At 65.8% G+C, this 25,043-nt stretch carries 21 protein-coding genes and 3 tRNA genes; 11 read left to right on the top strand and 13 right to left on the bottom strand.

What is annotated here, in order from left to right; all coding sequences use genetic code 11:
- Nucleotides 1–318 precede the first annotated feature (318 nt).
- Entirely contained in the window at nt 319–678 is a 360-nt protein-coding gene (locus tag AQZ59_RS08480) for a hypothetical protein (protein ID WP_068539229.1), read from the top strand.
- Between the two features lie 304 nt (nt 679–982).
- On the opposite strand, the gene AQZ59_RS08475 is transcribed toward AQZ59_RS08480, so the two are convergent.
- A tRNA-Gly gene (locus AQZ59_RS08475) sits at nt 983–1,056 on the bottom strand.
- Between the two features lie 138 nt (nt 1,057–1,194).
- On the opposite strand from AQZ59_RS08475, the gene AQZ59_RS08470 reads away from it, so the two are divergent.
- A tRNA-Pro gene (locus AQZ59_RS08470) sits at nt 1,195–1,268 on the top strand.
- Between the two features lie 281 nt (nt 1,269–1,549).
- Here the strand turns inward: AQZ59_RS08470 and AQZ59_RS08465 are convergent.
- The 4 genes from AQZ59_RS08465 to rpmF form a co-directional block, all read right to left on the bottom strand.
- Nucleotides 1,550–2,152 carry a hypothetical protein gene (locus AQZ59_RS08465; RefSeq protein WP_062614225.1) on the bottom strand — a complete coding sequence of 201 codons (603 nt, stop codon included), beginning with the start codon at nt 2,150–2,152 and terminating at the stop codon, nt 1,550–1,552.
- A gap of 60 nt (nt 2,153–2,212) precedes the next feature.
- Nucleotides 2,213–2,842: a hypothetical protein gene (locus tag AQZ59_RS09615; protein WP_062614224.1), complete on the bottom strand. Its 630-nt coding sequence runs from the start codon at nt 2,840–2,842 to the stop codon at nt 2,213–2,215.
- Nucleotides 2,843–2,850: 8 nt separating this feature from the next.
- Nucleotides 2,851–4,971, bottom strand: coding sequence for a MaoC/PaaZ C-terminal domain-containing protein (locus tag AQZ59_RS08455; RefSeq protein ID WP_152994744.1), 2,121 nt, complete (start codon nt 4,969–4,971; stop codon nt 2,851–2,853).
- A 303-nt stretch (nt 4,972–5,274) separates the two neighbouring features.
- Nucleotides 5,275–5,436 (bottom strand): 50S ribosomal protein L32, encoded by a 162-nt coding sequence (rpmF, locus tag AQZ59_RS08450; RefSeq protein ID WP_062614222.1) that lies wholly within the window; start codon nt 5,434–5,436, stop codon nt 5,275–5,277.
- Nucleotides 5,437–5,593: 157 nt separating this feature from the next.
- Between rpmF and AQZ59_RS08445 the strand changes: the two genes are divergently transcribed.
- The 3 genes from AQZ59_RS08445 to epsC all read left to right on the top strand — a co-directional run bounded on the left by AQZ59_RS08445 (nt 5,594) and on the right by epsC (nt 8,031).
- Nucleotides 5,594–6,235 (top strand): IMPACT family protein, encoded by a 642-nt coding sequence (locus tag AQZ59_RS08445; RefSeq protein ID WP_062614221.1) that lies wholly within the window; start codon nt 5,594–5,596, stop codon nt 6,233–6,235.
- Nucleotides 6,236–6,501: 266 nt separating this feature from the next.
- On the top strand, nt 6,502–7,431 hold the full coding sequence (cysK, locus tag AQZ59_RS08440) for a cysteine synthase A (protein WP_062614220.1): 930 nt from the start codon (nt 6,502–6,504) through the stop codon (nt 7,429–7,431).
- A gap of 27 nt (nt 7,432–7,458) precedes the next feature.
- Entirely contained in the window at nt 7,459–8,031 is a 573-nt protein-coding gene (epsC, locus tag AQZ59_RS08435) for a serine O-acetyltransferase EpsC (protein ID WP_062614219.1), read from the top strand.
- Between the two features lie 148 nt (nt 8,032–8,179).
- Here the strand turns inward: epsC and AQZ59_RS08430 are convergent, their stop codons facing one another.
- Nucleotides 8,180–8,632: a ribose-5-phosphate isomerase gene (locus AQZ59_RS08430; RefSeq protein WP_062614218.1), complete on the bottom strand. Its 453-nt coding sequence runs from the start codon at nt 8,630–8,632 to the stop codon at nt 8,180–8,182.
- 90 nt (nt 8,633–8,722) lie between these two features.
- Here AQZ59_RS08430 and AQZ59_RS08425 point away from each other — a divergent pair, with 90 nt between their 5' ends.
- Complete coding sequence (locus AQZ59_RS08425; protein WP_062614217.1) at nt 8,723–10,720, top strand: M13 family metallopeptidase; 1,998 nt, start codon at nt 8,723–8,725, stop codon at nt 10,718–10,720.
- 121 nt (nt 10,721–10,841) lie between these two features.
- Here the strand turns inward: AQZ59_RS08425 and AQZ59_RS08420 are convergent, their stop codons facing one another.
- Nucleotides 10,842–11,441: a mycothiol-dependent nitroreductase Rv2466c family protein gene (locus AQZ59_RS08420; protein WP_062614216.1), complete on the bottom strand. Its 600-nt coding sequence runs from the start codon at nt 11,439–11,441 to the stop codon at nt 10,842–10,844.
- Nucleotides 11,442–11,570: 129 nt separating this feature from the next.
- Here AQZ59_RS08420 and pepN point away from each other — a divergent pair, with 129 nt between their 5' ends.
- Together pepN and AQZ59_RS08410 are read left to right on the top strand one after the other, a co-directional pair.
- A complete protein-coding gene (pepN, locus tag AQZ59_RS08415; protein WP_062614215.1) occupies nt 11,571–14,120 on the top strand; it encodes an aminopeptidase N in 2,550 nt (849 codons plus the stop codon).
- 203 nt (nt 14,121–14,323) lie between these two features.
- Nucleotides 14,324–14,845 carry a DNA-3-methyladenine glycosylase I gene (locus AQZ59_RS08410; RefSeq protein ID WP_062614214.1) on the top strand — a complete coding sequence of 174 codons (522 nt, stop codon included), beginning with the start codon at nt 14,324–14,326 and terminating at the stop codon, nt 14,843–14,845.
- A 14-nt stretch (nt 14,846–14,859) separates the two neighbouring features.
- Here AQZ59_RS08410 and AQZ59_RS08405 read toward each other — a convergent pair whose 3' ends face one another.
- Nucleotides 14,860–15,105, bottom strand: a complete 246-nt coding sequence (locus AQZ59_RS08405) for a glucose PTS transporter subunit EIIB (protein WP_062614213.1) — start codon at nt 15,103–15,105, stop codon at nt 14,860–14,862.
- A complete protein-coding gene (gene malQ / locus AQZ59_RS08400; RefSeq protein ID WP_062614212.1) occupies nt 15,105–17,240 on the bottom strand; it encodes a 4-alpha-glucanotransferase in 2,136 nt (711 codons plus the stop codon). The genes AQZ59_RS08405 and malQ overlap by 1 nt, the downstream gene beginning before the upstream one ends.
- A 151-nt stretch (nt 17,241–17,391) precedes the next feature.
- Here malQ and AQZ59_RS08395 point away from each other — a divergent pair, with 151 nt between their 5' ends.
- A complete protein-coding gene (locus tag AQZ59_RS08395) occupies nt 17,392–18,273 on the top strand; it encodes an acyl-CoA thioesterase (RefSeq protein ID WP_236698702.1) in 882 nt (293 codons plus the stop codon).
- 149 nt (nt 18,274–18,422) lie between these two features.
- On the opposite strand, the gene ettA is transcribed toward AQZ59_RS08395, so the two are convergent.
- The 4 genes from ettA to AQZ59_RS08375 all read right to left on the bottom strand — a co-directional run bounded on the left by ettA (nt 18,423) and on the right by AQZ59_RS08375 (nt 23,948).
- The gene (ettA, locus tag AQZ59_RS08390) at nt 18,423–20,105 is read right to left on the bottom strand and encodes an energy-dependent translational throttle protein EttA (RefSeq protein WP_062614210.1); all 1,683 of its coding nucleotides are present in this window, start codon (nt 20,103–20,105) and stop codon (nt 18,423–18,425) included.
- Nucleotides 20,106–20,212: 107 nt separating this feature from the next.
- Entirely contained in the window at nt 20,213–20,800 is a 588-nt protein-coding gene (locus AQZ59_RS08385; protein ID WP_062614209.1) for a single-stranded DNA-binding protein, read from the bottom strand.
- 141 nt (nt 20,801–20,941) lie between these two features.
- Nucleotides 20,942–22,396, bottom strand: coding sequence for a GTPase (locus tag AQZ59_RS08380; RefSeq protein ID WP_062614208.1), 1,455 nt, complete (start codon nt 22,394–22,396; stop codon nt 20,942–20,944).
- Between the two features lie 7 nt (nt 22,397–22,403).
- Nucleotides 22,404–23,948 (bottom strand): dynamin family protein, encoded by a 1,545-nt coding sequence (locus AQZ59_RS08375; protein WP_152994742.1) that lies wholly within the window; start codon nt 23,946–23,948, stop codon nt 22,404–22,406.
- 91 nt (nt 23,949–24,039) lie between these two features.
- Between AQZ59_RS08375 and AQZ59_RS08370 the strand changes: the two genes are divergently transcribed.
- Together AQZ59_RS08370 and orn are read left to right on the top strand one after the other, a co-directional pair.
- Nucleotides 24,040–24,112, top strand: a tRNA-Arg gene (locus tag AQZ59_RS08370).
- Between the two features lie 23 nt (nt 24,113–24,135).
- Nucleotides 24,136–24,765, top strand: coding sequence for an oligoribonuclease (orn, locus tag AQZ59_RS08365; protein ID WP_062614206.1), 630 nt, complete (start codon nt 24,136–24,138; stop codon nt 24,763–24,765).
- Nucleotides 24,766–25,043 lie beyond the last annotated feature (278 nt).

The following is a 25,043-nucleotide window of genomic DNA, read 5'->3' as shown; positions in this document are numbered from 1 at the left end:
CGTTACAATAACTTCCATCCGCATTCCTCACTCGGCTACCTCAGCCCACGGAAATACGCGGAACAATGGAAACAAGAAAACACGGTCAACACTTAAACCGAGTGGGCCTAATTCTTAGGCCACTCCAGATCCTCCACCAGACGAACAATCTGCTCTTTCGCTTCCTAATCAAATCCCTTCGACATAATCCAGATTCTCCCATCCACTCAAACAGAAGAAAACCTGGGACACTTCACCACACCCCGTTTAAAGCGAACGACACGAAACAGCACCATACATTTAGCACCAGACACCTACAGCTTGTGTCACACTGAATATATGAACGACAACACAGCAGAATCGAACTACACGCCAGAGCAGCAGGCGAGCCTTGCACGGCTCAACGTAGCCCAAGACAATCTGATGAAATCCCGCGCCTCCTATGAGAAAGCATGCGAAGGGCTCCAATCCATCAAAGCGTTCAACGAAACCATGAAACCGCTCATGGACTACTACGACAACGGATGGCTAGCCGACGTCAACACCACCTCGTCGATCTACGAACGACCAGAAGCCGCAGGCGAAGATGAAATCTGGAACATGCACGGTGGCCAATACGAACTTATGCGCGAACTACTTGCAATCTCCTCGCAATTCTTCGTACACGTCCCAGGCGAAGATAACGAGTCTGATCACTGACTAGCCACCACGCCGACCACATGTCAGCCGCCTATAGCAATGCCCAACAAGAGCGATGGCGGAGTCACCACCAAGGTGAAGTGCCCCAGATTTTCTTCCGTTTGAGTAGGTGGGAAAACCTGGGGCACTTCAGCGAACGTCACCTGCCATCCGTTAGCGAGTTAAACCTCGAAACCCTACTCGAACAGGGAAAACACGATACTAGGTAACGCAAAACCCAAACCCGCTAGCGCAAGCGATTTTTCACACCCCCTAAGCGATACTCGCTAACGTAAAAGGGTACTTATCAAATCCGACGTCTAAGTGGAGCGAGTGACGGGAATCGAACCCGCGTCATCTGCTTGGAAGGCAGAGGCTTTACCATTAAGCTACACTCGCGTATCACCATAAGTGACCCGTCGATCTTAGCAAGCCCGCCAAGTTTCTCAAAAGCTTCACCCCGTGAGATGATGCTCATCGGGGCTGATTCGTCTAACACGGCCAGCTCCTTTAAGATTGACGAAGGCCATTCGGCTACGGGCTATAGCGCAGGTTGGTAGCGCGTCCGCTTTGGGAGCGGAAGGTCGTGGGTTCAAATCCCGCTAGCCCGACTACCAGAAAACCGTGGCACATCAACGAAAAGTGAGCGTCGGCGTTGTGAACGATCCAGGCGCTGCCCATTCGGTTGTCCCTCATTGGTCATTCATTGGCCATTCATTTGTCGCGCAATATAGAGTCTCCCCGCCAAAAACGCGAGCAAACGACTGCGCCCAATTTCCACCCACTCCTCCACCCATTCGCCCCGCGCCAGCACAAATATCCGGGACGTTTTCGGCCTCATCTGCGTATATGTGCAGATGAGGCCGAAAACGTCCCGCAAATCTTTAGTGGCCTACGAGATCTCTACCGACGCCGCGATACCCAGCGCCTGCTGTAGCGCCGCGTCGTCGGCGCCGCGAATGCTCACCTCGTACAGGGTGCCGTTGAGCGTGGCCAGGTACACGCGGGCAACGTACCCCTCGCCTACCACCTGGAACGCGGGGACCAGCGCCACTCCCAGGTAGTCCTGCCCTAGGTAGACCACCTGTTCGGCGTCCAGCCCGAGCCGCTCTGCCAGTAGGCCCGCGTAGGCCTCCATGCCAGGCGCCAGGTCCGCGGGCCCGATCTCGCCCACGACCACCCGCTCGCTACCATCCTCACTGGCCAGCGCCACGGGGAACGCCCGCGAGCTTTCCACCACCGGCGTCCAATTGGTCGGCGCCACGAGCGAGAACTTTCCCTCCGCGAAGCGGTAGATGATGTTCTCCCCCTCCCGCTGCGTACTCAGGTCCGAGGGCTCGGCCGTTGTCTCGGTGGGTTCGGGCGCGGGCCCCGGCGTCGTCGGGCTTGCATCCACAGACGACGAGGGCCCCGCCGACGACGCCGCCTCACTCGCTTGCCCCGCCCCGCACCCGGCCAGGAGGAAGACGAGGGCGGTGGTGGCAAGCTTGCGCATGGGCGGACCTTTCGTGAGACAGCGCCCGCAAGGGCGCGGGCTGTCTACCAGATTATTCGATTACTTGATGAGGACCGAGTCGAGAATCGCCTTCAGGCTCCCCGCCTCGGCGTCGGTGCCCATGAGCGTGATCTCATACGCAACGCCGTCCACCTGGACCGCGTAAATCTGGGCGCCCAAACCGGACACCGTCATATCGTAGCGGTGAGCCGAGCCCCCATTGAGCTGGACCTCACCCTTGTCCTCCACCTCACCCTTTTCCAAGCCGAGGTTGTTCTCAAGCGCCTCGATGTAGGCCTCTTCGTCCGGCACGAGGGCCGCTGGGCCGATCTCCGTCACGGCCGCGAAGGCGGTGGTGTCCTCGTTGAAGATCGACACGGGCGCTTCCTCGGTCGATTCCTCCGGCTCGCCCCAGGCCGCAGGGACCGCAATGGAGATGCGGCCGTTGGCCAGCGTGTGGCGGATCATGTCACCTTCAGCTTCGGTGGTGACTGGCGTGTTGGCGTCGGCATTGGTCGCGTCGTCTGTCGTGGTGTCGTCGGTGGCCTCGGCGTCGTCGGTCGTGGTGTTGTCGGTGGCCGTGGCCTCGGCGCTCGACTCGGAAGTGTTTGCATACGGGGTGTCGTCGGACTGCGAGCAGCCCACGAGCGCAAGCATGAGCGCTGCGGCAGTAGCAATGGTCTTGGACATGTCACTCCTTACTCTTGAGGCACTTCCGATTTTACCGCTTTGGACACAAATGCACCGGCGCCGCGTAGCACCGCACGCTTCATCAGCTCGTTTGGTGGGCGTTTCTGGCTCCAGATTCCCGACGGCGCCGCCGCCTCCGTGAGGAAGTTTTCCGAGGTCACGGGGGTGTTTCGGGCATCCCAGACGAGGAGGGCGCCCATGATCGCCGACGTCGTGTTCGCTGGTAGCGACGAAAGTCCCATACGCGCCATTCCGCGGTAGGCGGCGCGCAACGTGGCCGAGCTCAGCACCGAGGCGGTTTCGGCCATTGGGGCCACGTTGTAGGACACGCGATGCCCGCGCGCGGCAAGGTCCGTGGCGCGCCAGCGGCCGATGCGCTTGGCCAGGATGTAGTTCGGCCCCTGCAGGTCGATGATCCCGTTGAAGACCTCTCCCCCGAGCACGTACGCGTCCGACGGCGAGCCATACCACGCCATCAGCGCCGGGCTACGTTCGGCGATCATGCGCTCCACCGCGTCCGCCGCGAGCGCCAGCAGCAGGAAGTCCGCCCCAGGCGCGTACAGTGTTTCGACGACGACGTCCGGGCGCTCGCCCAGCATCCAGCCTGCGACCGCGGCCGGGTCGGCGACGATGTCGGACGCCTCGGGCGGCGACAGCGTGAGGGCGCCGGGCAGGGCGCGGGCGTCGGCTTCGAGCTTGGTGCGGCGCGGGCCCGGGCGCACGACCCCGGCCACGTTCGCGCCGTGCTTGAGGAGGAAGCGTGTGGGGGCGAGCTCGGCGCCGGCGCCGAGGACGGAGAAGGTGAGGTCGGACAGGTCGAGCCAATCGGGGTTATCGGCGACGGCAAGGATGCGAGCCGCCGCGGTGTCGGTCAGCACGCCGGCCAAACGCCAGGACTCGATCTGGGCGCGGAGGGCCGGGCCCGTGAGGCGGGCGCCGCGGAGTGGGATGGTGAGGGCGGGGTTGTCGGCCGCGGTGGACTGGCCGGGTTCAGCGGCTGGACCGGGTTCGGTGGTCGGGGCGGTGGTCGGCTCAAGGTCCGCGAGCGCGGTTCCGCCCACGGTACTGACCGCGCAGCCGAGGTAGACGAGGGCACGGCGGGCGGCGTCGGGGCCGAGGGCGGGGTTGTCGAGGGCAGTTACCCGGACGACCGCCGCCGCGTAGCCCTTGCGCCAGTTCTTGACCGAGTCGATGGCGGCGACGGCCTCGGGGTCAGCGGCCGCCGCGGCGGCGAAGGCACGCCGGCCGAGCGCGGTGGTGCTCACCTTGGAGTCAAGGCGTGGTAGGAAGACGCGGCTGGGTGGGATCTCGGGTGGAGCGGCCGGGCGGGCGGCGAGGTGGACGAGGTCGCGGCCGGTGCGCTGCTCAACCAGCGCCCACGACTCCCCCACCGCCACGAGCTCAATCTTATTGGGGAGGGTGGTGGGCGCGCGGAAGCGGCTCGCGCCAGAAGCGGGCGCCGTGTCGTCAAGCCCGAGGGCCGCATGAGCGAGTGCCTCCAGGGCGGCGCCGTGAGCGATCGCGGCCGAGAAGCCAAAAGGGGCGGCTGTGACCCGCGAGAGGTGGATGGGGTTAGCATCGCCGGAGATGCGGGCCCAGCGCCGGCCCGTCGGGGCGGGGAGCGTGAAGGTGGCCAGCGTCGGGCCGTCCACCGGCAGCACGCCGGCGCGGGTGCCGTGCTCGGCGCGCAGGTCGGGCACGGCGGGGGCTTCCCAATCGGCGAGCTGGCCGCCCACGGATTCTGCCGCGCTCTTCTTGGGGTTGCGCGAAAGGTAGCGCGCACGCTCGACATAATGAACAGTCGGGCCGATCGCCACCATGGACGTCACCTCCACCGCGAGACCCGCCTCCACCAGCTCCATGCCCGTTACCTGCGACGAGACTCGCGCCCGCTCCCCCACCTGCAACGGGCGGAGGACCTCCCACGCCAGCGACTCATGGACCATTCCAAGTAGCGGCGCCGGCACAGACCGCGCACGTAGGGTGCGGACCGTGGTGGGAAAGCACAGGTTGTGGAAGGCCATGGGCGGCAAGTGGGTGAGCTCGGCTCCTACGAATTGCCCGTAGGCGCGGGCGGTCGCGGGCGTCATGGTCGCCTCTCGGCTGAATGGGACGTGGGCTGTGGACATCTCGCCTCCCTGGCTGCTGGTGCCGGTCGCACCGGCACCAGCAGCCTACCGGACCGTAACAAACTCCGCCTGCTACCACGCCAGCGGCCGCCACCCCTGCCGCCGAGTCGGCTGACATCCATGACAACCGACACTTCGCGGCCCAAATCGTCCCGGCAAGAGCGGGCTACAAGGTGAGACCTCACCCAGCTGCCAGTCGGAGCTGGGACGAGTGTAACAATTGAGAACATTGGGAGTAATGTGACCGCCCCCCCCCGGCGGGCACAAAAAATGGGGCCCCGGAGGGCCCCATTTTGTTAAGCCTTAGTCCACAAGACCCTTCTGCGCGGCCTTCGCCAGACGACGGGGGATGCGCTTCTCAACGCCACCAACGCGAACGGGCTGGAGCTCGGTCAGCTCAGCCTTCCACTGGGAGCGGCGAGAGCGGGTGTTGCTACGGGACATCTTTCGCTTGGGAACTGCCATGTCCTTCCGCTCCTTTCAATACTCATGTGGCCGCGTGGCCACCCCTTCATTCGGAGGCGCGCCTCCGAGCAGACAACGTTCGATATTACCCACCCCGGGCGCCGAAAGCTACATAGGGTGGGGCAACTGTGCTACGAAACACTGCAATAATAGCGTCATGACCGAACTTCGCCTGACCCGCCCCGGCCGCGCTGAAATTGAGATCAAGCGCTCCCGGTTCATCGCGCTCTCCCGCCCAGCCGCCTCGGCCGAGGAGGCTCGCGCCCTGCTTGCGGACGCCCGCGCCGAGTTCCCCGACGCCCGCCACCATTGCTCGGCTTACGTGGTGTCGGTGCCGAGCGCCCAGCCGATCCTTCATTCTTCCGACGACGGCGAACCGTCCGGCACCGCGGGCCGGCCGATGCTTGACGTTCTCACGGGTAATGAGTTGATGGACGTTGCAGTGGTTGTGGTGCGTTACTTCGGCGGCACGCTGCTGGGCACGGGTGGGCTGGTGCGGGCGTATTCGGATGCGGTGCGAGAGGTGCTGTCGGGCGAGCCGGTCACCCGCCGGATCACGCGCCCGCTCATGCGGGTGACTGCCATGCACGCTACGGCGGGCAAGTTGGAGGCGGACCTGCGCGGGCGCGGCTTCGACGTGGTGGGCACGGAGTACGGCCCCACCCGCGCGCACATTGACGTGGCGGCCGGCCAGGGTTTCGCCGAGGACGTGGCGGAACTGAGCGCGGGGGCGGCGCAGGTGGAGGTGGTCGGCGTCGTCGTGAGGGATGTGCCGGCTGGGACGTTGCCCACATGGTGAACCCCACGTTGACTGTCGGCCCGAAAAAAGTAAACTGAAACCGTTGAACTTTCACTTACATGACGTGTGCATGGCAACCTCGGAAAGGACGGTCCTGATGATGATGACCGCACCGATGTGTTGCTGCGACTGTCTGTAAGGTGGCATGCCGTAGTTTGGTGCCCTTCTTTTTCGGGCATGTGTGCCACCTCGGGTAGCTCCCCTCAAGAGCTTCTAACAGAACACCAAAACATGTGTGAGCGCCGCGCGCTCGTGAAGGAAGAACAATGATTTACAACAACGCAACTGAACTGGTCGGCAACACTCCCCTCGTCCGTATGAACCGTATCGTCTCCGACGATCAAGCTCGCGTCCTGGCCAAGCTCGAGTTCTACAACCCGGCGAACTCGGTCAAGGACCGCATTGGCGTGGCGATTGTTGACGCGGCGGAGGCGTCGGGCCAGCTTAAGCCGGGCGGCACGATTGTGGAGGCGACGTCGGGCAACACGGGTATTGCGCTGGCCTGGGTGGGCGCGGCGCGTGGCTACAAGGTGGTGCTGACGATGCCGGCGTCGATGTCGAAGGAGCGCCGGGCCCTGCTGCGCGGCTTTGGTGCGGAGCTGGAGCTGACCGAGCCGGCGAAGGGCATGCAGGGCGCGGTGGATCGCGCGAAGGAGATCGCAGCGCAGCGCCCGGGTTCGATCCTGGCCTCGCAGTTCGCCAACCCGGCCAACCCGGCTAAGCACAAGGCGACCACGGGCCCGGAGATCTGGGAGGCCACCGAGGGCAAGGTTGACATCTTTGTGGCGGGCATCGGCACGGGCGGCACACTGACGGGCACGGGCGCCTACCTGCGCGAGCAAAACCCGGACATCAAGATCGTGGCGGTGGAGCCGGCCGAGTCCCCGCTCCTGTCCGAGGGCAAGGCCGGCCCGCACGGCATCCAGGGCATCGGCGCGAATTTCGTGCCCGACGTGCTCGACACGGAGATTTACGACGAGGTGCTGCCGGTTGCGTCCGCGGATGCGGTAGCGATGGCGCGCCGGGTTGCCCACGAGGAGGGCCTGCTGGTTGGTATTTCTTCGGGCGCGGCGCTCAAGGCTGCGGCGGAGCTGGCGGCCCGCCCGGAGAATGCGGGTAAGACGATCGTGGCGATTGTGCCGGACTTCGGCGAGCGCTACCTGTCCACCCCACTGTTCGAGGGCCTGGTCGACTAGCAGCCCGCCACCTGAGACGAGACGACGATGACGAACCCCAGCCTGTGGAAGAAGATGCGCGAGGACCTGCGCGCCGCGGTGGATAACGACCCGGCGGCCCGCTCCGAGCTCGAGGTTTTCCTGACCTACCCGGGCGTGCATGCAGTGTGGGCATACCGCATCGCGCACGCCATGTGGAACAAGGACGACCGCCTCAAGCTCCCGGCCCGCCTGCTCGCGCAGGCGGCGCGTGCGATCACGGGCATTGAGATTCACCCGGGCGCGAAGCTGGGCCGGCGGCTGTTTATCGACCACGGCATGGGGGTTGTCATCGGTGAGACGGCTAAGGTGGGCGAGGACGTGGTGATTTTCCACGGCACCACGCTCGGCGGCACGTCGATGCGCCCGGGCAAGCGCCACCCCACGGTGGGCAACCGGGTGACGATCGGTTCGGGCGCGAAGGTGCTCGGCCCAATTGAGATTGGCGACGACGCCGCTGTCGGGGCTAACGCCGTGGTGGTGCGGGACGTGCCGGCGGGCAACGTCGCGGTGGGGATCCCCGCCAAGACCCGCAAGAAGTCCAACGTCGAGCACCTGATCGACCCGGCCATCTACATCTAACGTGCTCGGGCGCGGTCAAATGGCTGTGATCCCATGTGAGTGTGGCCCGAGCAAGCTGAAGGCCCCCGGACATCGGGGGCCTTCAGCATAGACGGGCGGCGTCGCGAAGCGCCGGCGGAAAGCCGGCCGGGCGGCGTCGTGAAGCGCGCTAGCGCTCGCCGGCCTCGTAGGCGCTCATCATCTCAATGCGGGACTGGTGGCGCGAGGCCGGGTCGTAGCCGGTGGAAACGAAGATGTCCACGAAGCGGGTGGCCTCTTCCAACGTGTGCTGGCGGGCTCCGAGGGAGATGACGTTGGCGTTGTTATGTTCGCGGGCGAGTTCGGCGGTGGATTCGTTCCATACGAGCGCCGCGCGCACACCGCTCACCTTGTTGGCTGCCATCTGTTCGCCGTTACCGGAGCCTCCGATGACGATGCCGAGCGAGCCGGGCTCGGCTACCACGGCCTCGCCGGCCGCGAAGCAGACGGGCGGGTAGGCGTCCAGTTTGTCGTATTCCTTGTAGCCGTGGTCGACGACGTCGTGCCCCGCGGCACTCAGGTGCTCGATGAGATGTTCTCTTAGTTCAAAACCCGCATGATCAGCGGCAATGTGTATACGCATGTCCCAAGTATACCGGCACGGTTTCGCCGTGAGGCGGCTTTAGTTTGCGCAGGTGTGCTTTCGGCCCGGCCCGCCGCATACACTGGTGGGATGGATAACACGACGAAAAACATCATCGACGGCCTGGATCATGCCGTTCGCCCGCAGGATGACCTGTTCCGTTTTGTGAATGGTACGTGGTTGGCGAGCGCGGAGATCCCGGCGGATCAGTCGCAGACGGGCGGGTTCATGGACCTGCGCCTGGAGGCGGAGGCGAACGTGCGGGAGATCATCCAGGACGCGGTCGCTCACGCGGAGGCCGGCGAGGCCGGGGATGAGGAGCGCAAGGTCGCGGTCTTGTACGACTCGTTTATGGACGAGGGCCGCATCAACGGCCTGGGCGCGTCCCCGCTGGCGGACGATTTCGCGCTCATCGACTCGGCTGCCACCAAGGAGGAGCTGGAGCTCGCGGCTGGGCGCCTGTACCAGGTGGGCGTGCCGATGCCGTTCGGCCTGGAGGTCTCGGCGGACCGCAACAATCCGTCGGAGTACATCTGCTGGCTCTACCAGTCGGGGCTGAGCCTGCCGGACGAGGCGTTCTACCGCGAGGAGCAGTACGAGCAGTTCCGCGAGCAGTTTAGGGCCTTCATCCCCACTCTTTACGCGCTTGGCACGGGTGCGAACGACGCCGAGGCGAAGGCTGCGGCCGAGGTGATTTACGGCGTCGAAGCCCGGCTTGCGTCCCATCATATGAGCGCGGTGGATTCGCGTGACACGGATAAGACGAACAACGTGCTGACCTGGGATGAGTTGCTTGAGGCGGCGCCGGGATTTGGGTGGACGACGGCGTTTTCTGGGCTTGGCCTGACCCGCGAGGCGGCTCCGACCCTTCTGGTGATGATGCCCGACGCCCTGGCTGGCTTTGCGCGCGAGTGGGCGGCGGCCGACATGGAGCAGCTGAAGACGTACCTGCGGTGGAACGTCGTCCGGGCGCGCGCCCCGTACCTGAGCCAGGATATCGCGCAGGCGAACTTCAACTTCTTCGGCAAGGTGCTCCACGGTGCTGAGGAGATGCGGGACCGCTGGAAGCGCGCAGTCGCGCTCATTGACGGCACGCTGGGCGAGGCCGTGGGCAAGCTGTACGTGGAGCGCCACTTCCCGCCCCACCACAAGGCACTCATGGAGCAGCTGGTCGATGATCTGCTGGCCGCCTACCACTATTCGATCTCCACGCTCGACTGGATGACGGAGGAGACGCGCGAGCGGGCGCTGGCCAAGCTCGCCACCACCGTCACCAAGATCGGCTACCCGGACAAGTGGCGCGACTACTCCGCGCTCGAGATCACGGATTCCCTGGTGGGGAACGTGCGCGCGGCGGAGAAGTTCGATTCGGACTGGCAGCTGGGCAAGCTCGGCACGCCGGTGGACCGCGACGAGTGGTTCATGAACCCGCAGACCGTCAACGCCTACTACAACCCGGTGGCGAACGAGATCGTGTTCCCCGCGGCCATCCTCCAGCCCCCATTCTTCGACGCCGAGGCGGACGCGGCCTACAACTACGGCGGAATCGGCGCCGTGATTGGCCACGAGATCGGGCACGCGTTCGACGACCAGGGTTCGAAGTACGATGGCGAGGGCCGCCTGCAGAACTGGTGGACGGACGAGGACCGGGCGGAGTTCGAGAAACGGACGGCGTCGCTCGTGGGCCAGTACGACGTGTACGTGCCCGCCCAGCTGGTCGGCACCCCGCACCATGTGAGCGGCGCACTCACGCTGGGTGAGAACATTGGCGACCTTGGTGGCCTGTCGATTGCGCTCAAGGCCTACGACATCGCGATGAAGCGCGAGGGTCACGCCTCCTCCGCGCACGCCCCGGTGATCGAGGGCTTCACGGGCCGCCAGCGCGTGTTCCTCAACTGGGCGCGGATCTGGAAGAACAAGCGCCGGGACGAGATCGCCATCAACTACCTGGCGATTGACCCGCACTCCCCTTCCGAGTTCCGTTGCAACGGCGTGGTGAAGAACGTGGACGCGTTCGCCGAGGAGTTCGGCGTGGTCGAGGGTGATGAGCTGTACCTGGCTCCCGAGGAGCGGGTGCGGATCTGGTAGCGCTTGGCCGGCGGGCGAAAGGCAGATTCGTACGCCGCCGATAGCGGAGGGGGGTTGGCCCGCGGGCCAACCCCCCCCTCCTTCATATTCACTTGCGTCCAACACGCCTTCGGGCGCGGGGCTAGTCGAAGATCGGCCCCACATCCCGCGAGCGCTTGAGCTCGAAGAAGCCCGGGGTTTTAGCGAGCGCCAGGGTGCCGTCCCAGGCGCGGGCGGCTTCCTCCCCGTGTGGGGCGGGCGACATGACTGGCCCGAAGAAGGCCGTGTCGCCAACCGCGATGATGGGTACGCCGACGTCGTCGCCCACCTTCTCCAGGGCCGCGCGGGTGGAGGCGGCGAGTGCCTCGTCGTATTCCCCGGCGTTGGCCCGCTCGAGAATGGAGGCATCGAGGCCGGAGGCGGCGAGCGCGGCGGCAAGGGCGGCGTCGTTCTTGTCGGCACCCTCATTGTGGATGGCCGCGCCCAGCACGGTGTAAAACTGCGCGAGCCGCTCGGGCGCCTCGATCTCCACGCCCATCGTGACGCGGCCGAAGCCGCGCAGCTCGTCGATGTGTGCGCGGTAGCCGGGGTCGAGCTCGCGGCCGCGGTTGAGCTCCCACAGGGAGAAGGAGTGCCAGGTGATGTTGAGGTCGCGAAGCTCGGAAACCTCCACGAGCCACCGGGAGGTGATCCAAGTCCACGGGCAGGACGGGTCAAACCAGAAATCTACGTTGTCGCTCATGTCCCCATTCTTCCCCTCTGCGCCCACGCTTTCCACAGCTACGCCAGCGGCGAATTGACGCGTTGGGCCGCGGCGGCCCGCCTGAGTATCCTTGGATATCAGGCCAGCACCGGCAAGAGAAAGGACACCATGCCCGGCACCAACTTGACCCGCGCCGAAGCGAGCGAGCGCGCGGACCTCATCCAGACCGAGACCTACCGGGTCGAACTCGACCTCACCGGAGAGGAGACGTTCCGCTCGGCCACCACCGTGCGTTTCGCGGCAACCCCGGGCGCGTCGTCGTTCATCGACCTCATCGCGGACGAGGTCCTGGCGATCCGCCTCAACGGCGAGGAACTGCCCGTCGATTCGTACGCCGATTCGCGCATCCCGTTGCCGAACCTGGCGGCGGACAACGAGCTGTACGTGGAAGCGATTTGCCCCTTCTCGCACACGGGCGAGGGCCTGCACCGCGCCGTCGACCCGGCCGACGGCCAGGTCTACCTGTACTCGCAGTTTGAGGTGCCCGACGCGCGGCGCATGTATGCCAACTTCGAGCAGCCCGACCTCAAGGCCCAGTTCACGTTCGTGGTGGACGCGCCGGAAAGCTGGAAAGTCTTCTCGGTATCTCCGACACCGGAGCCCACCCCGCTCGGAGGCGGCGTGGCGCGCTGGGAGTTCACCCCCACCGAGCGCATCTCCACCTACCTCACCGCGATCGTGGCCGGCCCGTACGTAGGTGGCACGGGCAGTTACACGTCCACCGACGGGCGCGTCATCCCCATGGGCGTCTACGCCCGTGCCTCGCTCGGCGAGTACTTGGACGCCCAGGAGTGCATTGACATCACGATCCAGGGCATGGAGGTGTTCGAAAACGAGTTCGACGTGCCCTACCCGTTCCGCAAGTACGACCAGATTTTCGTGCCCGAGTTCAACGCGGGCGCCATGGAGCACCCGGGCTGCGTGACCATCCTCGATGACTACGTCTTCCGCTCCCGCCCCACCGCCGCCCTGGTGGAGCGTCGGGCGATCACGATTATCCACGAGCTGGCCCACATGTGGTTCGGCGACCTGGTGACGATGAAGTGGTGGAATGACCTGTGGCTGAACGAATCGTTCGCCGAGTTCATGAGCCACGTGGCCACCGCAAAGAACACGCGCTGGACGGACGCATGGGTAACGTTTAACGCCTCGGAGAAGGTGTGGGCGCAGGCCCAGGACCAGCTGCCCTCCACGCATCCGATCTCGGCCGAGATCCGCGACCTGGAGGACGTAATGGTCAACTTTGACGGCATCACGTACGGCAAGGGCGCCTCCGTGTTCCAGCAGCTCGTGGCCTACGTGGGCTACAACGAGTTCATGACCGGCGTCTCACGCTACCTGAAGAAGAAGGCGTGGGGCAACGCCACGTTGGAGGATCTGTTGGTGGAACTCGAGGCCGCCTCCGGGCGCGACCTCAAGGCCTGGTCGAAGCTGTGGCTCGAGGAGGCCGGTATCAACACGCTCACCCCGGTGATCGAGGCCGACGGGGAGACGATCACGCGGTTCGCTATCCGCCAGACATGCGACGAGCACGCCTCGCTGCGCCCGCACCGCATCGGGGTCGGCGGGTATGCCCTGGAGGGCGGTAAGCTCGAGCGCGTGGTGAACGTTGAGCTCGACATCGACGGGGAGCTGACCGAGGTGGCCGAGCTGGCGGGCACCCGCCGCCCCGACCTCTTCCTTATCAACGACGGCGACCTCGCCTACGCCAAGGTGCGCCTCGACGAACGGTCGGCCGCCACGGCGCGCGATCACATCAACGCCTTCACCGATCGCCTCCCGCGCACGCTCGTGCTCGCTTCCATGTGGGACATGTGCCGCGACGCCGAGCTGCCCGCCACCGACTACGTGGAGCTCGCCCTGCGTGCTCTCGAGACCGAGGACCACGGCACGGTGCTGCGCTACCTGCTCTCCCAGCTGCAGACCGCCACTGAGCTATACTCCGCGCCGGCGAACCGACCGGAGCTCAAGGAAAAGGTGGCCGCGCGCCTATTCGAGATCCTCGCCACCACCGAGCCTGCCTCCGATCGCCAGCTTCAGATCGCGATGGCCGCCGTCACTATGAGCGGGGACAGCCAGCTCGACCTCGTGGCCGGGTGGCTGTCTGACGACAACGTCCCGGCCGGGCTGGCCGTGGATGCCAACTTCCGCTGGGTCATTTTGCGCCGCCTGGCCGCGGCTGGGCGCGTGGATGAGGCAACCATCGCCGCCGAGCTGGCCGAGCGTGACAACACGGCGTCGGGAGCGGCGGGGGCGGCCCGTGCCCGGGCGTCGATCTCGGACGCGGGCGCCAAGGAGCGCGCATGGGAGGACATCGTGGGCGGCAAGACCTCGAACTCCGTGCAGCGCGCGCTGGGATGGGGCTTCACCGAGGGCAATCCGGAGCTGCTCGTGCCGTACGTGGAGCGCTTCTTCGGTGAGATCCTCAACCAGTGGGAGAACCGGACGCTTGAGTTCTCGCAGAACTTCGTCAGCCTCGTCTACCCCGCCCCGCTCAACGGGCTGGACCTCGGGGTGGACCTCGTGGCGCGCACCCAGCAGTGGCTGGACGAGAACGCGGAGGCGGCCCCGGCGCTGCGCCGCATGGTCTTAGAGCGGCTGAGCAACGCCCAGCGGGCCGCGGCGGCCCAGGCCTGCGACGCCGCGCGTTCGGCCTAGCTGACACGGGCCCGGCCGGCGCACGACTTGAGCACCGAAGCTGGTGGCACGGTACCGAAGCGCGCGGGTGCGGCGATTCACACCCGCGCGTTTTTGCTACCCTCACGCCAGGAAGTTGTCCGTGGATTGTGGATGCGGGGCCCGCATCCACAATCCACGCATTATCGGCGGGTTAGGCTTGCGGGTTTTCGTAGGATGTCACCATGAACCAGATACGACCCTCATGGGCTAACACATCCGACCTCCTGCGCGACTACTACGACCAGGAGTGGGGCTTTCCCGTCACCGACTCTGCCGAGATATTCGAGCGCATCGTGCTCGAGGGCTTCCAGTCGGGACTCTCGTGGGAGACCGTGTTGCGCAAGCGCCCGGCCTTCCGACAGGCCTTTGCCGGCTTCGACCCCGGCGTCGTGGCCGCTTTCACCGAGGACGACGTCGAGCGCCTCCTCGCCGACCCGGCCATCATCCGCAACGAGCGCAAGATCCGGGCAGCGATCACGAACGCGAAGGCCACCGTGGCGTTGGAGGAGGCAGGCCAGTCGCTCGCCGAGCTCGTGTGGTCTTTCGCGCCAGACGACCCGTATGGGGAGGGGCCGGATGCGGGCCGATCGCCGAAGTCAGCCGAGCTCGCCAAGGAACTCAAGCGGCTGGGCTTCACGTTCGTCGGCCCCGTGACCATGTTCGCCCTCATGCAGGCGATCGGCATGTACGACCACCGCCTCTGACCCCGGCCGGGCCGCTACTCCTCGGGCTCGCCGAAGAGGCGCCGGGCCAGGTCCATGCCGATCTGCTCGGCCTCCGGGCCGAAGATGAGCTGCACGGCTCGCCGTTGGACCACCACGCCGATCGCGCCCATCCGCTCCAGGCGTGGCTTGTCCACCAGGTCCTTGTCCACTACGCCCACGCGGATGCGGGCCAGGGCCATATCCACCTTGCGTACGTTCTCAGCCCCGCCCACCGCGGCGAGGAGCTCATCTAGGTCCACTAGCGAGTGCTCTCCAGTTCCTGGTTGAGCCTGGCGACGAGCGACTGCAGGCGCGGGTTCGTGGCCAGCTCCTCCACGAGCACCACCTGCTCGGTTCCGTCCGCAAGCGGCAGGCGCCAGTTGGGATACTCCTGGTCGGTGCCCGGCTGGTTCTGGGCCCGGCGCTCGCCCACGGCATTGACCAGCGACACCTGCAGGATCGGGGCGGGCGTGCGCACGATGTACGCGTGCAGGGCCTCCACCACCTCGCGCTCCGAGGGGTCCTCCCCGATCAGGCCGTGTTCGCGCAGGCGGGCCATGACCCGATCTCGCTCCTCGCGCGCCTCGGCGCGCATCTCCTCCACAGGCTTGACGAGCAGGCCGAGGCTCTCGCGCAGGTCCACGTGCTCGCCGGCCAGGTAGCTGGCGGCCGGTGGCAGGTCGTGCGTGTCCACCGACACCATCGCGTCCGAGCGGAAGTCCTGCGGGTGGATCGGCCAGCCGCCCTCGTCCTTTTCAAACCAAAACACGGACGTGCCGAAGATCCCGCGCTCGCGCAGGTACTCGCGCACCCACGGCTCCACGGTGCCAAGGTCCTCGCCCACCACGACCACACCGGCACGGTGCGCCTCGAGCAGCAGCACGCCCACCATCGCCTCATGATTGAAGCGCACGTACGTGCCCTCGGTGGGCGCCGAGCCCTCGGGGATCCACCACAACCGGAACAGGCCCATGATGTGATCCACGCGCAGCAGCCCGGCGTGGCGCATGACCGTGCGGGCCATGTCGCGCAGCGGGGCGTAGCTCATCTCCTCGAGCGAGTCGGGGCGCCACGGTGGCTGGGACCAGTTCTGGCCCTGCTGGTTGTACATGTCCGGCGGGGCACCAACCCCGATCCCCCTGGCGAAGGCGTCCGGGAGCATCCACACGTCGGCGCCCTTGGGGTGAACGCCCACGGCCAAGTCATGCGAGACGCCGATCCGCATGCCGGCCGCTCGCGATTCGTTTTGCGCTCGGCTCAGCTGCTCGTCCATCACCCACTGCAGCCACGCCCAAAAGTCCACGCGGTCCGCAAGCTCGCGGCGCTCGCGCGCCACGTGCGGGGAGTTGATGTCGCGCAGCTGGTCGGGGAACTCATCCCCGTACTTCTCCACCAGTGCACACCACAGCGCAAAGTCCTCCAGGCCTTGGCCCTCCATCTCGCGGAAGCGGTCGAAGTCGCGCTGGCGGGCCTGGGAGCGCCCGGCTGCGAAGATCACGTCGAGCGCCTCACGCTTGGCCTTCCAGGCGGCGTCGCGCTCGATGAGCTCGTTCTCCAGCGACATCTTCTTCACGTTCTCACTCGCCCACGTCACCAGCGACCGCTCGGGGCCAGACAGGTAGGCGACCTCGCGGATGTCCTCGGGCCGGATGTAGACGGGGTTGAAGAAGCGCCTGGTCACCGGCAGGTAGGGCGAGGGTGACATCGGCTCGATCGGCTCGGCCGCGTGCAGGGGGTTGACCAGCAGGAAGTCGGCGCCGAGCTCGCCAAACAGCGAGCCCATCTCGGCCAAGTCCGCCGCGTCCCCAATGCCCCACGACTGGCGCGAACGCGTGGAGTACAGCTGGGCCATCATGCCCCAGGCGCGCCCGCGAAGCCGTGATTCGACGTCGAGACGGGTGGGGGTAACGATGAGGCTCGCCTCCTCCACGCGCTCTTCCCCACCGTCCATCACCCGCGCGCGTAGCTTGTGATAACCCAGCGGCGTACCCACGGGCACCACGAAGGAGGCCTGGCCGGTCAGGACACCGTCGATGTCGCGAGGCAGCTCCCAGTCATCGATCTGGCGGGCACCGATCGTGCCGCCGCCCTCCACAATGATCTCCACCTGCACCGAGCACCCGTGGGGCACGTGGACCTGGAAGGTGGTTTCCCGGTCATCGCGCGCGATCGTGCAGTGCGGCAGAACCCGCCGCCACGGCCGCTCGTCGCGTGCCTTGAGCTCAGCGCGGATCGACTCGTCGCTCGAGGCATCCACGCCCATCGCGGCGAGGACAGAGATCAAGGTCGAGGTAGACACTTCCCGGAAGTTACCATCGAAATCCCAAAAATCGAGCGCCACCCCGTAGCCCTCAGCCAGGGCCTTCAGCAGGTCTCGGTTTACCTCATGCGACATTGCATCTCCTTCTTTGTGCTAGGCCCAAGTTTAGCCAGATCACAATTCTTTGACGAAAGCGTAAAAGTAGTTTGCAAAGTTACCGAAGAGTAGGATGGGTACATGACCGCGTCCGCCACTGCGAAAGCGAGGAAAAATGCCATATCTGCCCGTGCCTGAGACCAACGACGAGCCGCTGTCCTCCGTGCTTCGCACGCTGAAGATGAAAGAACGCGAACCCGGCTCCTACGAGGGGACGAACCTCAACCAGGTCTCCGGGCGCGTGTACGGCGGGCAGGTCTTCGCCCAGGCAGTTGTGGCCGCGCATGCCACCGTGGCCGACGAGTACCTCGGCCGCCAAATCCATTCCATCACCGCGGCCTTCCTCCGCCCCGGAAAGCTCGATGTTCCCACCCAGCTCGACGTGGAAGAGGTCCTCGACGGCCGCTCATTTTCCACGCGCCGCGTCCACGCCTCCCAAAACGGCAAGACGATCCTCACGGCCCGCGCGTCGTTCCAAGAGGTCCAGGACGGCATGGAACACGAAACGCCCATGCCCGACGCGCCCGCCCCCGAATCCCTACCCTCCTCCGCCGACTACTTCGCCAACATGGACAACCCCGTGGGCCGGATCATGAACTCCACCAACGCCACCGACCTCCGCCATGTCGACGGCCCGATCTGGGTCAAGCCCGCGAGCGCGCGCACCGACCGCACCCTCATCTGGTTCCGCCTGCGCAACCCGATGCCCGAGGCATCCCAGTTCATGCACCGGGCCCTGCTGGCCTACTCCACCGACCAGTTCATGCTCGAACCCGTCCTGCGCCGCCATGGCCTGTTCTGGATGAGCCCCAACCTGTCGCTCGCCACGCTCGACCACTCGATCTGGTGGCACCGCGACGTCAACATGTCGAACTGGATCCTCGCCGAACTCACCTCGCCCTCCGCCCAGGGCGGGCGCGGCCTGAGCCTCGCGCGCTTCTTCCAAGACGGCAAGCACGTGGCCACGATGTCCCAGGAGGGTATGGTCCGCTCCCGCAGCGCAGCCGCGTAGGGCCGCGCTCCTAGCGTGCGCGCTTCTGACGCTATGTGCTCCCGCCGCGTTCGTGGCGCATAGCCAACGACGCCGTCAGCCCGGCTCACGTCGAAACCGGTGCTGACGGCGTCGTAGGCGCACCCTGCGGAAAACCGCAGGAGCAAAGGCTAGTCGCGCTTGAACTTGCGGTAGGTCGAGGACGCGGGGCGCGAGGCGTCGATCCCCAGGCGCTCGACCTTGTTCTTCTCATAGGATTCGAAGTTGCCCTCGAACCAGTACCAGTTGTAGGGCTCCTCCTCCGTGCCCTCCCAGGCCAGGATGTGGGTGGCCACGCGGTCGAGGAACCAGCGGTCGTGGGTGATGACCACGGCACAGCCCGGGAAGTCGAGTAGCGCGTTTTCGAGCGAGCCAAGAGTTTCGACGTCGAGGTCGTTGGTCGGCTCGTCGAGCAGGATCACGTTGCCGCCCTGCTTGAGGGTGAGGGCCAGGTTGAGGCGGTTGCGCTCGCCACCGGAGAGGATGCCGGCCTTCTTCTGCTGGTCGGCACCCTTGAAACCGAACGCCGAGACGTAGGCGCGCGAGGGCATCTCCACGTTGCCCACCTGGATGTAGTCCAGCCCGTCAGAGACGACCTCCCACAGCGTCTTGTCCGGGTCAATGCCGGCGCGCGTCTGATCGACGTACGACAGCTTGACCGTTTCGCCGATGCGCAGCTCTCCCTCGTCCAGTGGCTCGAGGCCCACGATGGTCTTGAACAGGGTGGTCTTACCCACGCCGTTCGGGCCAATGATGCCCACGATCCCGTTACGCGGCAGGTTGAAGGACAGGTCCTGGATGAGCACGCGCTCCCCGAAGCCCTTCTTCAGCTTCTTCGCGTCGATCACTAGGTTGCCCAGGCGCGGCCCCGGCGGGATCTGGATCTCCTCGAAGTCGAGTTTGCGCGTGCGCTCGGCCTCGGCAGCCATCTCCTCGTAGCGCTGCAGACGCGCCTTCGACTTCGCCTGGCGGCCCTTCGCCGAGGAGCGCACCCACTCCAGTTCCTCCTTCAGGCGCTTTTGAAGCTTGGCATCCTTCTGGCCCTGGACTTTGATGCGCTGGGCCTTCGTTTCCAGGTAGGTAGAGTAGTTGCCCTCGTACGGGTAGAGCTTGCCGCGGTCCACCTCCGCGATCCACTCGGCCATGTTGTCCAGGAAGTAGCGGTCGTGTGTAATGGCGATGACCGCACCGGGGTACTTCACCAGGTGCTGTTCGAGCCAGAGCACCGACTCGGCGTCCAGGTGGTTGGTCGGCTCGTCGAGCAGCAGCAGGTCCGGCGCCTCGAGCAGGAGCTTGCACAGCGCCACGCGGCGGCGCTCGCCACCCGAGAGCACGTTGACCGGCGTGTCCGGCGGCGGGCAGCGTAGCGCGTCCATCGACTGCTGCAACTGGGCGTCAATATCCCAGCCGTTCGCCGCGTCGATCTCCTGCTGGAGCTTGCCCATCTCATCCATGAGCGCGTCAAAGTCCGCGTCCGGCTCGGCCATCTCCATGCCGATCGCGTTGAAGCGTTCGACCTTGGCCAGGATGTCAGCCACGCCCTCCTGGACGTTCTCGAGCACCGTCTTATCCTCGGTCAGCGGCGGCTCCTGCAGGAGGATTCCCACCGTGTAGCCGGGCGAGAGCCGGGCCTCACCGTTGGAAGGCTGGTCGAGTCCGGCCATGATCTTCAAAATCGTGGACTTACCTGCACCGTTGGGGCCCACCATGCCGATCTTCGCACCGGGGTAGAACGCCATCGTCACGTCGTCCAGGATGACCTTGTCGCCCACCGTCTTGCGGGCCTTGATCATCTGATAAATAAACTCAGCCACAGTACTCCCATAGTCGTCTTGGATACTAGCTCAAGCCTAATTTATCCTCCCCGGGCGGCAAAAGCCCGCGCCTGGGCTTTTGATCACCCGGCGCGAGCCCGCCGCGTCTACACCAGCTCGTCCTCCTCCAGCTCGGCCTCGAGGGCGGCGTCGTCTGCGTCGACATCGTCCGCCTCGAACGCGTCTTGGTCGAGCCCGGCGATGTCGACGACGTCAGCGCCCGGCTCACTGCCGCCCATTTCGCCATCGGCGCCCGCCTCGCCCTCGGCACCCTCGCCCTTCGGCTCGGTCCGCCATCGATCGTCTCGCATGTCGCCCGGCGGGTTCTTCAGCACCTTGACGTAGTTAGCAACACCGGTGGAGATCTCCACCCCGATCGAGTCGGCATTCACGTCGAACGATGAGTGGACCACCCCGCTGGCGTCAACCCATTCGCGCTGGCTCAGCCTGCCGCGCACGAGCACCGGCGTTCCCTTGCTCAGGCAGCCGGCGGCGTTCTTCGCCAGGCGCCCATAGCACCGCACGGAGTACCAGGTGGTCACACCCTCCTTGTATTCGCTGTGGACGCGAGAATAGTAGCGTGGGGTCACGCCCACGTTGAGGAAGGTCACGGGCATAGCCTCGTTTCCTTCTGGGTCATAGTGGCGTGGCACGCCTCCCACCCATCCGCGGATGGTGACAATGGTGTCGTTCATCAGTTCTCCTTCATTGCTGGAAAGTGGCACTTCCGACTTTGCCAATTTCCGCGACGCCGCGTTTTCGGACTACCCCGAAAATGGGGTCACGCAGCCACGAACGCGACCTGTGGAGAACTTTTTTCGCGTAATCCCGCGCTTTTACGCCGTGCCCGCGAACACCTCGGAATCAAGTGCCTCGCGCGTTTGCCGGTGCTGGGAGAGGATCTCGCGCGGGCCGGCAACCAAATGCTCCTCGGTTGCCTCGCCCACGGCCTCACGCACGTTGCGCTCGTAGGCCGCGGCCGCGCGCGCCGCGCTCCGCACCACCGCGCTCTTGCCCAGCCACGCCACCAGCAAGCCCAGCACCACACCGCCCGCCACGACGCCGATCGTCACCCCAGTGCCCATCGCGCCAAGCACCGCAAACACCACGGCCCCCACCGCGAGAGCCACTCCCCCAACGAGCCCAGCGAAAGCCGGGGTGCGGGAGATGTCCGGCAACGGCGTCGTGCGAATAGCCGCACCCAGCGCGCGGCGGAAGCGATCAGCGGGCGACACCGCGCTCGTCACGGCCTCCTGCCACACGGGTGGCAGGCCGGTACGCACGTGCGCCACCCACGCGTCGCGTATTGCGTGCACCATCGTATTCGCCGGCTGCTCAGGCACCACCAGCGCGGACGCCTGGTAAGACTGGCCCGACACCCGGATCGACTCCACCACCGACGGGATGCCCGAAGAACGCACGATCCTGTCATTGATATCGGCCACGGCCTGCCCGTCCACGTCCGGCTCCTCCCGGCCCACGTTGGCCCGCAGGCGGCCCGCGATTGCGTCGAGCTCAGCGGCGGCCGTGCGCGCGTTGAAGGACTGGCCAGCCACGGCCCGGGCCAGCAGGTCACGCACCGCGTCCACGCCCTCCCCCGTCAGCGCCGACGCCCCAAGGATCGGCACCTCGGTCAGGCCGTCACGGTCGAGCAGGGAACGCAGGTCGCCGAGCAGGGTAGCGCGCTGGTCAGCCGGCACGCGGTCGATCTGGTTCATCACCACGACCATCGCCTCCTGCCGTCCACCCAACGTCTCGAAGAAGCCCTTGTGCAGCACCTCGTCCGCGTACTTTTGCGGATCCACAATCCAGATCAGCAGGTCCGCCATCGGCAGCAGGCGATCCACCTGCGCCGAGTGCGCGAGCGCCACCGAATCATGGTCCGGCAAATCGAGCAGCACCAGCCCGTCCAGCCGGTCATTGCCCACCGTCAAGATCGACGAATGCTCAATCCGGCGGTCCGGATCCACCTGAAGGTAGTCGAGCAACTCGCTCGCGTCCACGTCGAACGTGCAGGCGGCCGCCCGCTCCGTCGTCGGACGAATATCACCCGAGTCCGCGAAATCCAGCTCCGTGATCGCGTTAAACATGGTCGACTTGCCCGAACCCGTGCCACCCACCAGCACCGCCACCGTGGTGTCCAGCCCGAGCCGCATCCGCTCCTGGGCGCGGCGCAGATCGTCCTGGGCGCGGTTGGCCACAAACTGGTCGAAGTAGGGCCCGCCCGCACCCACCGCGCGTTGCAATGCCTTCAGCCGCCCAATGACCTCTTCATCTGCCTGGCGATCCATACATCCCCTATCGGTGTAAAAACTCGGTGGCGCGCAACCGCAGCGAGGCCGCGTCCCCCACATCTATCTCGTTCACGACGCCGGTATAGGCGGCTACCAGCTCATCCATCGCGCCCCGCACCCGGGCCGACAGGTCCTCACGCGCCTCCCGCACCTCAGCCTTCGCCCCAAGATTCTCCGCCGCTTTGCGCGCACCCGAAATGCCGGCGGCCGCCGCACCCAGCAGCGCCGCCTGCCCCGACTTGCCCAGCCACGGGTTATCCGGCACGTACTTGGCCAGCAGGTCAGCCTTCCATGCGTCCACCGCGCGCTGCGCGATCGCATCCAGGTCCAGCCGCTCGTTCGCGCGCTGACGCAGGTCGGAGGTGTTGACGACGTCGAACGCCCACGCCTGATCCACGTTCGCCCGCGCGGCCGTCAAACCTTGCGTGAGCGCCACGCCCACCGAGGTGGCCACCGCGTCAAAAACCGTGGTCATCGCCCGGTCGCGCGTTCCACTACGACGGCCGAACACATTCGGCTTGCGGCCCGCCACCATGCCCGCCAGCGGCCCGCCCGTCGACGCCAGCGACAGCCATGACGTGGTCGGCGCTCCCTGCCCAAACCGGCCATGCTCGATGTTCGTGGCCAGCTTCTCCAGCGGGGCGTGGGCGCCCTCAACCGCCTTATCTTTGAGGTCAGTCAGCGCGTGCTCCTGGGCCTCCACCGCGTCGGCCAACACGAGCAGATCGCGGCGCAACTGCGGCAGGGTCGCGGCCGTGGTTCGAGCCACCAACGAATCGGCTGCCTTCGTACGAGCCACCACCTCCAGCCACTGACGCAAATCCGCCACGTACTCCTCGGGCAGCAGGCCTTCGTGCGCCCCGGCGTCGGGAACAATAAACAGCGGGCTCTCTGCCAAGCCCATCCGGCCCATGCGCTCGGCCAGGTCGCGCCGCACCACCGACAGCGCCGACGCCGGCACCCGGTCCAGCACCACCGCACACGTCACCCCGCGCGCATTAGCTACCTGGAGCGTGTCCCATGCCACGGCGTCGCCGTAACGGGAGGCTGTGGTGACGAATACCCACAGGTCTGCCGCGTCGATGAGGCGCGAAGATAGGGCGCGGTTGGCGTCGTCCACCGAATCGAGGTCCGGCGCGTCCACAATCACGATGCCCTCAATGCCCGAGTCCACCGGCTCATACTTGCCCATCTTGGCAAGCGCGTGGCTCTCCATCTTCGGAAAATCGCTGGGGTGCATAATCATGACGGGCGTGCGCGTCGTGGGGCGCAGCACCGACGCTGGCGACACCTCCCGGCCGATCAACGAATTGACCAGCGTGGACTTACCCGCCCCCGACGAACCGCCAAACACGATCACCGCCGGGAGCTCATCCGAATGCAGATGCGGCAAGATCCGGCTCTCCAGCTGGGTCAGCAACTGCCGACGCGACTCCATCAACTCCCGCGCCCCCGGCATCTCCAACGGCAGCTCGACCTTGCGAAGCTCGTCGATCGTGCGCGTGACGAGGCCAGCCAAACTGGCACGGGAAAATGCTGGAGTACTCACACCTCTATTGTGTCCCAAAAGGACCTAAATATCGATTGGGCTCCCCGCCATTTGACCCGCTCGCCGGCGCCGGCGGTATCATAAACTGATTGCCTCCATAGCTCAGCGGATAGAGCAGTGGCCTTCTAAGCCATGTGTCGCAGGTTCGAGTCCTGCTGGGGGCGCTTGCTAGAATGGGTGCGTGAGCATGAATAACGACACGCCAATTGTCTGGATTGACTGTGAAATGACGGGCCTCGATCTCGAGGTCGACTCGCTGGTAGAAATCGCCGTGGTTGTCACGGACGCCCAGCTCAACCCGCTCGACGCCGGCCTTCGCCTGGTGATGAAACCCTCCGAGCAGGCCGTAGCCCAAATGGATCCCTTCGTCCGCAACATGCACACTGTCACCGGCCTCATCGACGAGTGGGACGGCGGGCTCAATATGGCCGACGCCGAAGAGCAGGTGTTGGCCTACGTCAAGCGCTTCGTACCCGAAGGGCGCAAGGCCCCGCTCGGCGGGAACTCGGTTGGCACCGACCGCACCTTCCTCGCCCGCGACATGCCCCTGCTGGTCGACCACCTGCACTACCGGGTGATCGACGTGTCCTCCATCAAGGAGCTCGCCAAGCGCTGGTTCCCGCGCGTGTACTTCGCCTCCCCCGAGAAGACCGGCAACCACACCGCGCTCGGCGACATCTACGACTCCATCGACGAACTGCGCTACTACCGGGCCATCCTCATGCCCGCCGGCGAAGGGCCGAGCACCGAGGAGTCCCGGGCCGCCACCAAGGAAATCCTGGCGGACCTGACTCGGGACCGGGCCGCCGATAAGTAGCCACTCCGGCCCCGGATTAGAATATTTTGGACGTTTTCGGGCCGATCTTCTTATATGAGGAGATCGCCCCGAAAACGTCCAGTTTTCTTTAATCCGCCGCTGTCGTCGTCGGTGAGTTCGTCGATGCCGCCCCGGCTTGGAATGTAGGGCGCCTAGGCTCTACCGGCGGCGTCAAGGGCGACCACGAGGGTGAGCGGGACGACGAGGACGACAACACTCACGGTTTTGGTTTCATGGTTGCACGTTGGTTGCACGGCGGGGAAAGAAAGAACCCCGGT

Origin of the sequence: Trueperella bernardiae (assembly GCF_001469025.1) — a bacterium.
Taxonomy (GTDB): domain Bacteria; phylum Actinomycetota; class Actinomycetes; order Actinomycetales; family Actinomycetaceae; genus Trueperella; species Trueperella bernardiae.
This window is presented reverse-complemented; position numbering and strand designations above follow the sequence as displayed.

What these genes read in the sequence shown, in the direction of transcription:
- AQZ59_RS08480 (WP_068539229.1), top strand. Translation starts at nt 319, where the DNA reads ATGAACGACAACACAGCAGAATCGAACTACACGCCAGAGCAGCAGGCG.
- AQZ59_RS08465 (WP_062614225.1), bottom strand. Translation starts at nt 2,152, where the DNA reads ATGCGCAAGCTTGCCACCACCGCCCTCGTCTTCCTCCTGGCCGGGTGC.
- AQZ59_RS09615 (WP_062614224.1), bottom strand. Translation starts at nt 2,842, where the DNA reads ATGTCCAAGACCATTGCTACTGCCGCAGCGCTCATGCTTGCGCTCGTG.
- AQZ59_RS08455 (WP_152994744.1), bottom strand. Translation starts at nt 4,971, where the DNA reads ATGTCCACAGCCCACGTCCCATTCAGCCGAGAGGCGACCATGACGCCC.
- rpmF (WP_062614222.1), bottom strand. Translation starts at nt 5,436, where the DNA reads ATGGCAGTTCCCAAGCGAAAGATGTCCCGTAGCAACACCCGCTCTCGC.
- AQZ59_RS08445 (WP_062614221.1), top strand. Translation starts at nt 5,594, where the DNA reads ATGACCGAACTTCGCCTGACCCGCCCCGGCCGCGCTGAAATTGAGATC.
- cysK (WP_062614220.1), top strand. Translation starts at nt 6,502, where the DNA reads ATGATTTACAACAACGCAACTGAACTGGTCGGCAACACTCCCCTCGTC.
- epsC (WP_062614219.1), top strand. Translation starts at nt 7,459, where the DNA reads ATGACGAACCCCAGCCTGTGGAAGAAGATGCGCGAGGACCTGCGCGCC.
- AQZ59_RS08430 (WP_062614218.1), bottom strand. Translation starts at nt 8,632, where the DNA reads ATGCGTATACACATTGCCGCTGATCATGCGGGTTTTGAACTAAGAGAA.
- AQZ59_RS08425 (WP_062614217.1), top strand. Translation starts at nt 8,723, where the DNA reads ATGGATAACACGACGAAAAACATCATCGACGGCCTGGATCATGCCGTT.
- AQZ59_RS08420 (WP_062614216.1), bottom strand. Translation starts at nt 11,441, where the DNA reads ATGAGCGACAACGTAGATTTCTGGTTTGACCCGTCCTGCCCGTGGACT.
- pepN (WP_062614215.1), top strand. Translation starts at nt 11,571, where the DNA reads ATGCCCGGCACCAACTTGACCCGCGCCGAAGCGAGCGAGCGCGCGGAC.
- AQZ59_RS08410 (WP_062614214.1), top strand. Translation starts at nt 14,324, where the DNA reads ATGAACCAGATACGACCCTCATGGGCTAACACATCCGACCTCCTGCGC.
- malQ (WP_062614212.1), bottom strand. Translation starts at nt 17,240, where the DNA reads ATGTCGCATGAGGTAAACCGAGACCTGCTGAAGGCCCTGGCTGAGGGC.
- AQZ59_RS08385 (WP_062614209.1), bottom strand. Translation starts at nt 20,800, where the DNA reads ATGAACGACACCATTGTCACCATCCGCGGATGGGTGGGAGGCGTGCCA.
- AQZ59_RS08380 (WP_062614208.1), bottom strand. Translation starts at nt 22,396, where the DNA reads ATGGATCGCCAGGCAGATGAAGAGGTCATTGGGCGGCTGAAGGCATTG.
- orn (WP_062614206.1), top strand. Translation starts at nt 24,136, where the DNA reads ATGAATAACGACACGCCAATTGTCTGGATTGACTGTGAAATGACGGGC.